At 35.7% G+C, this 8,509-nt stretch carries 8 protein-coding genes and 2 pseudogenes; 4 read left to right on the top strand and 6 right to left on the bottom strand.

Features of this window, described 5'->3' with window-relative positions; translation table 11 throughout:
- A pseudogene (locus tag VNJ50_RS14200) lies at positions 1–1,302 on the top strand (hypothetical protein); the annotation flags it as partial.
- Positions 1,303–1,500: 198 nt separating this feature from the next.
- Positions 1,501–2,601, top strand: a complete 1,101-nt coding sequence (locus VNJ50_RS14195) for a DUF4407 domain-containing protein (protein ID WP_325582954.1) — start codon at positions 1,501–1,503, stop codon at positions 2,599–2,601.
- A gap of 278 nt (positions 2,602–2,879) precedes the next feature.
- On the opposite strand, the gene VNJ50_RS14190 is transcribed toward VNJ50_RS14195, so the two are convergent.
- Together VNJ50_RS14190 and VNJ50_RS14185 are read right to left on the bottom strand one after the other, a co-directional pair.
- The gene (locus tag VNJ50_RS14190; protein ID WP_325582953.1) at positions 2,880–3,161 is read right to left on the bottom strand and encodes an STAS domain-containing protein; all 282 of its coding nucleotides are present in this window, start codon (positions 3,159–3,161) and stop codon (positions 2,880–2,882) included.
- Between the two features lie 309 nt (positions 3,162–3,470).
- Positions 3,471–5,207 carry a DUF885 domain-containing protein gene (locus VNJ50_RS14185; protein ID WP_325582952.1) on the bottom strand — a complete coding sequence of 579 codons (1,737 nt, stop codon included), beginning with the start codon at positions 5,205–5,207 and terminating at the stop codon, positions 3,471–3,473.
- A 196-nt stretch (positions 5,208–5,403) separates the two neighbouring features.
- Here VNJ50_RS14185 and VNJ50_RS14180 point away from each other — a divergent pair, with 196 nt between their 5' ends.
- Entirely contained in the window at positions 5,404–5,547 is a 144-nt protein-coding gene (locus VNJ50_RS14180; RefSeq protein WP_325582951.1) for a hypothetical protein, read from the top strand.
- A gap of 102 nt (positions 5,548–5,649) precedes the next feature.
- Here VNJ50_RS14180 and VNJ50_RS14175 read toward each other — a convergent pair whose 3' ends face one another.
- From VNJ50_RS14175 to VNJ50_RS14165, 3 genes are all read right to left on the bottom strand, one after another.
- Positions 5,650–6,228, bottom strand: a complete 579-nt coding sequence (locus tag VNJ50_RS14175; protein WP_325582950.1) for a PhnA domain-containing protein — start codon at positions 6,226–6,228, stop codon at positions 5,650–5,652.
- 91 nt (positions 6,229–6,319) lie between these two features.
- Positions 6,320–6,682: an MmcQ/YjbR family DNA-binding protein gene (locus tag VNJ50_RS14170; protein WP_325582949.1), complete on the bottom strand. Its 363-nt coding sequence runs from the start codon at positions 6,680–6,682 to the stop codon at positions 6,320–6,322.
- A 105-nt stretch (positions 6,683–6,787) separates the two neighbouring features.
- The gene (locus VNJ50_RS14165) at positions 6,788–7,138 is read right to left on the bottom strand and encodes a DUF4260 domain-containing protein (RefSeq protein WP_325582948.1); all 351 of its coding nucleotides are present in this window, start codon (positions 7,136–7,138) and stop codon (positions 6,788–6,790) included.
- A gap of 266 nt (positions 7,139–7,404) precedes the next feature.
- On the opposite strand from VNJ50_RS14165, the gene VNJ50_RS14160 reads away from it, so the two are divergent.
- Positions 7,405–7,881, top strand: coding sequence for a DNA starvation/stationary phase protection protein (locus tag VNJ50_RS14160; RefSeq protein WP_325582947.1), 477 nt, complete (start codon positions 7,405–7,407; stop codon positions 7,879–7,881).
- Positions 7,882–8,375: 494 nt separating this feature from the next.
- Here the strand turns inward: VNJ50_RS14160 and VNJ50_RS14155 are convergent.
- Positions 8,376–8,509 (bottom strand): annotated as a pseudogene (locus VNJ50_RS14155) (cyclase family protein); the annotation flags it as partial.

Here is an 8,509-nt window from a genome sequence, read left to right as displayed (position 1 = left end):
CAACAATTATTATTGACATTCTCATCCAATGTTACCGAACCAAAATTGGCAAATGCCATCAATTATTCATCAATCAAAAAACGATTTACAGTTATGAAAGCACACACCTCAAAACAGAAAACTTGGCTGCTCAGCTTTTTGCTCCTGCCATTGATAGCACTGACACTTTATGGATTTAGCGGAAGGAAACAAATCATCAAAGACCTAAATCCAATAACCAACGTTCAATCGGCAGATAGCGCTTCTCCAAGCATGATGAACGAATATAAAAATTATATTTCCAAACTCGATGCAAAACATCCTATCATAAATTTGAATGAACACCAGCGAATTGTTGCCATTTATGATCTAATGTCATCGAAACAAAAAAGTCAAGTCGAAAAATATCCCGAAATTCAAAACGTTGATCTTTCTAATACGGTTGCAAAAAAACCAACAAACAAGGAATTTGAGTCCTGGAAAAACGCCGAAGAATTTGCTGTTTGGATAGACGGGAAACATACCAAAAATTCTGAACTAAATAATTATTCCGTTCAAGATATTTATCACTATACTGGAAGCACGGTACATAAGAATGCGAGAAGTTCTCAATACCCACAACCATATCAATATCACCTTTATACACAAAAAGATTTTGAAGAAACTTTTATTAAATCAAAGGTTAATGAATATAACCAAAAATTAAAAGCCTATTTAGAAGCCACAAAAAAATCAAATATTAATAAAGCAGACGATGCAGAATTATTAATTCAGAAATCACAAATTGATAGGATCTACAAAGATTTTACTGCAGATGAAATTAAAACATTCAACATATTAAAAAACAGCGACATAAATCTACAATCACAAAAAAAAGCCACACTTAAAGAAATTGCTGAATACAACAAATTAGCCATACATTACAATTCCCAATCTCAAGAAAAGATGGTCATTAGAATGAAAGACATGAGACGGATAAGAGAGCTTTATGATAAAATGACCACCGAGCAAAAGGCAAGTGCTGAACCAATGCCTAATTTTCCACCGCCACCACCACCATCAAAAGACGGCGCTATGAACGCGACATTGGTTAACAAAACCATATCTCCACCTCCTCCGCCACCGCCAGCAAACGCTTCTGATAAACAAAAGAAAGCTTATGAAAAAGCTATGGAAGAATATAAGATTCAAAGAGAATCCTACACTTACAAACATACCAATGATAAAGGAGAGGTTGTAGACATCATCGTTATCCCTGAAAATGACGGTATAGTACCACCGCCACCACCGCCAGCAACTAAACCAAAAACGTCTAAAAAATAAATTTCCTTGCAACCATGCTTTCAATTCCTTCGTAGGAATTTATTGCATCGTTCATAAATCAAGATTCTTAAGACGCTAAGAATGTATCAGACCTTAAAGACATAAAAATCTTTGAGGTCTTTTATATTTCAAAAAATTGTAACAAATTAAACACATTAACGTTCTAATAGCCAATCAATCAAAAAATAAAATCACGCTATGTTAAAAAAAATCTTCATCCTTTGCTCTGGTTCAGATACCGATATTTTGGATCAATGTTCCAACGGCGAACAAAACAAATATGCCGGCATTGGTGCCACCGTTTTCTTTACGGCGGTTATGGCAACTATTGCCGCAAGCTATGCTCTTTTCACTGTTTTTGACAATGCTTTTATCGCCATTGGTTTTGGTCTGATTTGGGGATTGCTCATTTTTAATTTAGACCGATTTATAGTCTCTACCATTAAAAAACGAAATCACTTTATAGACGAATTAATCCAAGCCACACCACGAATCATCTTGGCCGTCATCATTGCCATCGTTATATCAAAACCTTTAGAACTTAAAATTTTTGAAAAGGAAATCAATCAAGTTCTTTTGCAGCAAAAAAATGATTTGACACTGGCAAACAAAGATCAAATTGCACAACAATTCACACCAACGGTCACAGCCTTAGAAAATGACATCATCGCTTTACAGGCACAAATCAGTGCCAAAGAAGCGGAAGTCAACGCTTTATACAACACTTATATTACAGAAGCAGAAGGCACCTCCGGCACGCAACGTTTGGGAAAAGGCCCCGTTTATAAGGAAAAACGCGATAAACATGATGCGGCACTAGCTGATTTACAACTATTAAAAACCTACAATCAAGAAAAAATCACAGCTATTGAAAACCAGATTCTTGAATTACAAAAGGATTACTCGGATAAAATAGCCAATTCACAACCTATTATTGACGGTTTTGATGGCTTAATGGCACGTATTACTGCACTGGATAGCTTGCCATGGCTGCCTTCACTTTTTATATTTCTATTGTTTTTAGCTATTGAAACCTCGCCTATTTTTGCCAAATTAGTGTCACCTAAAGGAACCTATGATTTTAAATTGGAAGATGCAGAAACAGCGGTTAAAGTTTGGGTCGAACAGAAAGTAAACGAGCGTAACGTATTGCTCAAAACAGATATAGCCATCAATAACAAAGTTTACAACGACATTGCCGAAGAAGACGAACTCTATCAATACAAACGTAAAAAAGCAAGAGAACTCATGCTATTGCAGGCCGACGCATTTTATAAGCACCAAAAGAATGCGCTTTAAAAAACAATGCCATATTAAAAAACAATCTATAGAAACATTTTTCTAAAAAGTCAAATCCAAGATAAAGACATCAGATTAAAACACAAGGAAATATAACCTTTAAAGTTGGGTATTCAACACTCAACCTTCATAGATATATGATTTCACAAATCGAAAACCCCTCTAATTCCCTCTTTTGACAGAATCATCTTGAAATGGTTGTTAAGCATCCCAGAAGTTCGTTTATACTTGTTCTTGAATATATTTATAATCGAAAAATGGAAGTTGGACCTTGCAATTCAGGCGGCAGGTTCCTCCGATTTGAAATGCTCATAAAGATCGTCGGAGCCCATACCTATAATAGATAATTTTTTATGTTTGCTAAGGGCTTCATTATGCAATTGCGCTAAAGCATTTACACCACTACGATCAATACTCGTAACATTTTCGATACTTATGATGAGTGAGTTTTGTTTTTCAAAAATGTTCAAAAACTCATTTTTAAACTGATGAACATTAAACTTGTTGAGCGTTCCAGCTACTTGAAAGACATTGTTTTGATTTGTAATTTCTAAATTCATGATAGCGTAAATTTGGTTAATTAATAAATTATTTTCTGCGCTACTAATCGGGGGACACTGTAAATTTTAGAAATTTAATCAAATTTCAATAAAATTTTCGACAAACGGTATTTTGATAAGATTACCGAATCTATAGGTCAATTTTAATCGATGAAAATCAATCGTTTAAACCCATAGTTAAAAAATTATAGATCGGGATATAATCGTAAATACCCCAAGTTGGTTTATTTTAAGTTTAGAGCATAACAATGAGTGGAAATTAAGGATTCTTTACAAACTAACTGATTTACAATAAGATAGCTTTAAAACTTAATTTACGGTTTTTTTCTGCTTTTCAATATAAGTATTCACCCTTTTTTCTAAGATGGCTAAGGTCACCGTACCTTGCTCCAAAATGACTTCATGGAAATCCCGGATATTAAATTTAGATCCTAATTCTTTTTCTGCTTTTTGACGTAATTCCCTAATTTTAATTTCACCCATTTTATAGGACAATGCCTGTCCTGGCCAAGAAATATACCGATCGGTTTCGGTATTGATCTCATGCATGGACAGAGCGGTATTGGAAGCCATATAATCAACAACTTGCTCGCGCGTCCAGCCTTTAGCGTGAATTCCGGTATCGACTACCAAGCGGCAAGCACGCCACATTTCGTAGGTCAATTTGCCAAATTGCTCATAAGGTGTGGTGTACATGCCCATTTCATCGGCGAGAAATTCACTGTACAATCCCCAGCCTTCACCATAAGCCGACAGGTATAAATTTTTACGAAATCTTGGGATGTCATCGCCCAGTTCATTGTTTAAGCTGCCTTGCAAATGATGCCCAGGAACGGCCTCATGAACCGTCAGTGCCGGCAAAGTGTACAACGTCCTGCTTGGCAAATCGTAGGTATTGACCCAGTAATAGCCAGGATCTGTACTTTCCTTAGAAGTCCCTATATAACGGCCTGTTGTATATTTTGGTGCAATGGCATCAGGCACCGGTGCTACGCCATAGGGTTTGCGCGGCAATGTTTTAAAATATCTTGGCAGTTGTGCATCGGCACGTTTGGCCATATCGCGCGCAATCATCAATAATTGCTCTGGAGTTTCGGCGTAAAATTGCTTATCCGTTCTTAAAAAATGGAAGAAATCGGCAAAACTGCCTTCAAACTTCAAATCTTTGATAATTTGTTCCATTTCGGCTTTAATACGCGCCACTTCACTTAAACCAATTTGATGAATGTCATCAGCGGTATATTGGGTACTTGTAGTGTAAAAATCAATTCGGTTTTGATAAAACGCCTTTCCATTTGGCGTTTCCGAAACACCTAAAGTGGTTCGGGTTTTTGGAAAATATTCTTTTTCAAAAAAGGTTTTGATGCGTTTAAATTCTGGAGTAACCTTGGTTTCGATTACTTTTTTTGCAGCCAACAACACCGAGTCTTTCTGAGCAACGGCCAAATCGTTTGGCAAATTTTTAAAGGGCGAATAATAAAAACTGTCCTCAAAATTGGCAACAATATGATCATTATAAGTAGATTCGTAACCATCAAATATAACTATGGGCTGAGAAACACCTTTCTTTAAACCTTCTCTTAAATTCTCGAGATTCTGATTTACAAATTCCGGAATGGCATTCAACCGTTGCAAATAGCTTTTTACTTGGCTATAATTGGTCAACGGCCGCACTTGATACGTGAGATTGCTGTGAAATCCTGTATCGGATAATAGCGGATTCAAATACCGCTCAAACGCATAAAAATCAATTTTATCTTTCAATACAAATGCCAATAACTCTACAGAAATCTGCTCTGTTTCCGAAAGGTTTTTAACATCTACTTTATTAAGTTCTGTCAATATACTTTTGGCGAATTCTGCTTCAGCTTTATAATAATCCTTGGTGAACAATCCCAACGGATATTCTTTTCCATCATATCCTCGATGTTGTTCATATTTTTTGATCACATTGTCCAGACTTTCAGAAGCATTTTGAGAACGGCTTTCTAATATGACAAATAGAAAAAGTATCGGAATAATTAAATGTTTTGCAAATACTTTCATGGCTGATATTGAGTTTATTTCTTTGTGTTTTTGGAATCTAATATTATGCTATAAGGCAAATTTAATCAAATCGGCAATAACACAACTATTATCCTTATCATCTTATTAGATAGCATTGTATTTCATGAAAAAATAATAAAATGTATTTTTGAATAGGTTTTAAATAGAGGAATCTAATTGAAGTAAACAATTTAAAATGCAAACAAAATACGTGTGGATTTTATTGACCATTGCAGCCGCAATCACTATTTACGGCGTGATTACGGGAAAATTCTTCTTTCTTTTTCTAATGCTGCCTTTTGGATTTGGGATTTTTAAGAGAAAAGATAAGAATGAGTAAGGTATTGGTTTGAAATTGTCCGTTGACGTAATTCCACGGAGATTCGCGGAGAATTAGTAATAAATCTTCGAGAATCTTCGAGAATCATTTATACTTAAAAGCTTAAGATTTTTTCACGTATTTCGTAATAATCACAATCTGCTGACCATCAACACGTCCTTCAATAAACTCAGCGTTTTCATGATCTAAACGAATATTCCTAACGGCTGTGCCTTGCTTGGCCACCATACTGGAACCTTTTACCTTTAAATCTTTTATCAAAACGACGGAATCACCGGCTTCCAAAACAACGCCATTTACATCACGGTGGATGATTTTATTAGCTTCATCTTCATGCTCACCAGTTGCTCTTGCCAATGCCAATGCGTCGTCATCCAGATACATCATGTCCAATAAATCTTTTGGCCAGCCTTCACCACGGAGTCTTTGTAGCATTCGCCAAGCCATAATTTGGACGGCTACATGCTCACTCCACATGCTGTCGTTCAAGCAACGCCAATGGTTGGTATCCATCTCAACGTTTCCTTCAATTTGATCCAAACAGGTTTTACAAACCAAAACATCATTGGCCACATTTTCATTTAACGATGGCGGAATGGTATATTGTGACAAATTTTCTTTGGAACCACAGAGTTCGCAGGTGCTGTTGCTTCGGTCTTGAAGCATTTGAAGTACGCTCATAATGATTGTTGATTAACATTTTAACCTGCCCGAACCTAACGTATGGTTAAGGGTAGATTGTTTATTTTTTATTTTTGCGAAGATAACATTTTTATTGGAGAGCATCCCGCATCTTTTTGGGCATGCCTTTAACCACCATCTCGTAGGAATGATCAATAAGCTCAGTGAGGAATTTAGGAGAAATTTCATCCAAAGTCAAATCCACTGTATTCCAATGTTTTTTGCTCATGTGGTAACCGGGATAAATGGCGGTATATTCGGCGCGCAACTCTTCGGCATAATCTGGATCGCATTTTAGGTTAATCGCTTTTTGACCAGCTTCCCACTTATCCAAACTTATTAACGCAAACATTTTTCCTGAAACCTTAAAAACGAGCGTATCGGCATCAAAAGGAAAATCTTCCGTAACGCCTTTTTTCGAAATGCAATACTCGCAAATTTGCTCTATGTTCATAAAAAACAAGTTTTAATTTAAACAAAAATACCATCGCATGAAAAACTAAAAACAATCAACCTCATTGAGTTCTGATTCACTTTATTGTCTCTTAATCATCTTGATTCATTTCTTCAATGGTCCTAAATGGGTATCATTAAATGAACTGATATATTTGAGTCCATAACCAAAAAACCGATCGAAAGCAGCATGCGAAAACAGAATAATTCCAATAAGCCGTACAACATCATTAGCGAGGTAAATACCCAAAAAATAAATCAAAATAGCCAAACCTTTATGATGGAAAATATTATAGATGAGCGCGCCAATTTTTGAATTGATAAGGTATCCGATCATTCCAATATCAGGCGTTAGAATAAGGACTAAAAACCACCACCATGCAAAATCAAGTTGATTAAATGCAAAAATACCCAACCCAAACATTGCCAATTCTTCCAATTTTAAAGTTAATTTCATAGCATTCCAAAGTTTATGCAATATAGGTTTACTGGACGTGATATCATTTGCAAATAGGAATTTTTAAAAAAGAAAACACCCGTCTTTGAGACATCAAACTCCAAAGCTTAAGCACGAAAAAAATAAACTTATTCGCCATTACAGATCTACAAAAGAGACAAATCTTAACTTGATACCGTCAATCTTAATTATAAACTAAATCTACATTTATACCATCAATAGAAATATTCCATATTTCTGTTTAATTAATCTTAAATATAATAATTATGAAACCAAACATTGGAATTACCGACAAAAACTTGAAAGCAATTTGCATACTGCTAAACAACTGTTTGGCTGATTCACATATTTTATATTTCAAGCTTCGTAAATATCATTGGAACCTAAAGGGCGACAACTTCATGGAACTTCATAAAGTTTTTGAAAACCAATACGTCCAAGTGCAGGAAGCTATTGATGAAATTGCAGAAAGAGTGAGCCAGCTGGGGGGAATAGCTATAGGAACTAGCTCTGAATTTGCGGACCTTTCATCTCTTAAAGAAAATCCAGGAAAAAACCCAACGGATAATATGGAGATGGTTAAAGAGCTGCTGCAAGACCACGAAATAATTATCCAAAGTCTGCGAAAAGATGTGGATGAAGTTGGAGAAACGCTGAAAGACCAAGGCACCGCCGATTTCTTGACCGGACTTATGGAAGACCACGAAAAAATGGCTTGGATTTTAAGACGCTATTTCAAATAAAAAACTCTTATAAATTCATTGTAAATGAAAGGTTCGTATTTAATAAAAAATACGAACCTGTTATGAAATTATAGTTTAGTAAAAAAAGAAGGTATTTCTTACATTCAAAATAAGGAAACATTGATTTTATAAACCATAAACACACTTTTTTGTTCTTCATTCCCTTTTTTATTTAATTTTCTCTGACTTTAGGCAGTTGGCTCTTTACTTTTAACGCATTGGGAACAGCATTTTCAAATCGAACATGGCCAAAAAAACTCATGTAATTAGTGTCTAAAAAACTCTCCGTGGACCTCTGCGCTGCTGCGTGAAACAACTCACGCAAAGTCGCTGAGCCGCAGAATAAACATCCACACCATTCGTGAAATCAGTGCAATTCGTGTCTAAAAATTCTACGTGAACCTCCGTGAAACCTCAGCGCAGCTCCGTGAAATAACTCACGCAAAGTTGCTGAGCCGCAGAAAAAGCATCCACACTATTCGTGTAATTAGTGTCTAAAAAACAACTCCATGAACCTCATACAACACCGGTTTACTTGGCGTAGCATCATTTTCAAAAGACGCAATTTGTAGATTTAACAAATAACTGCCATCCTTAATTTTATTGCGTACATAAATAAATTCCGTGA

It is taken from the genome of Gelidibacter sp. (assembly GCF_035577925.1).
Lineage (GTDB): Bacteria > Bacteroidota > Bacteroidia > Flavobacteriales > Flavobacteriaceae > Gelidibacter.
The sequence above is the reverse complement of the archived record's forward strand: the minus strand, read 5'-3'. Positions and strand labels throughout refer to the sequence as shown.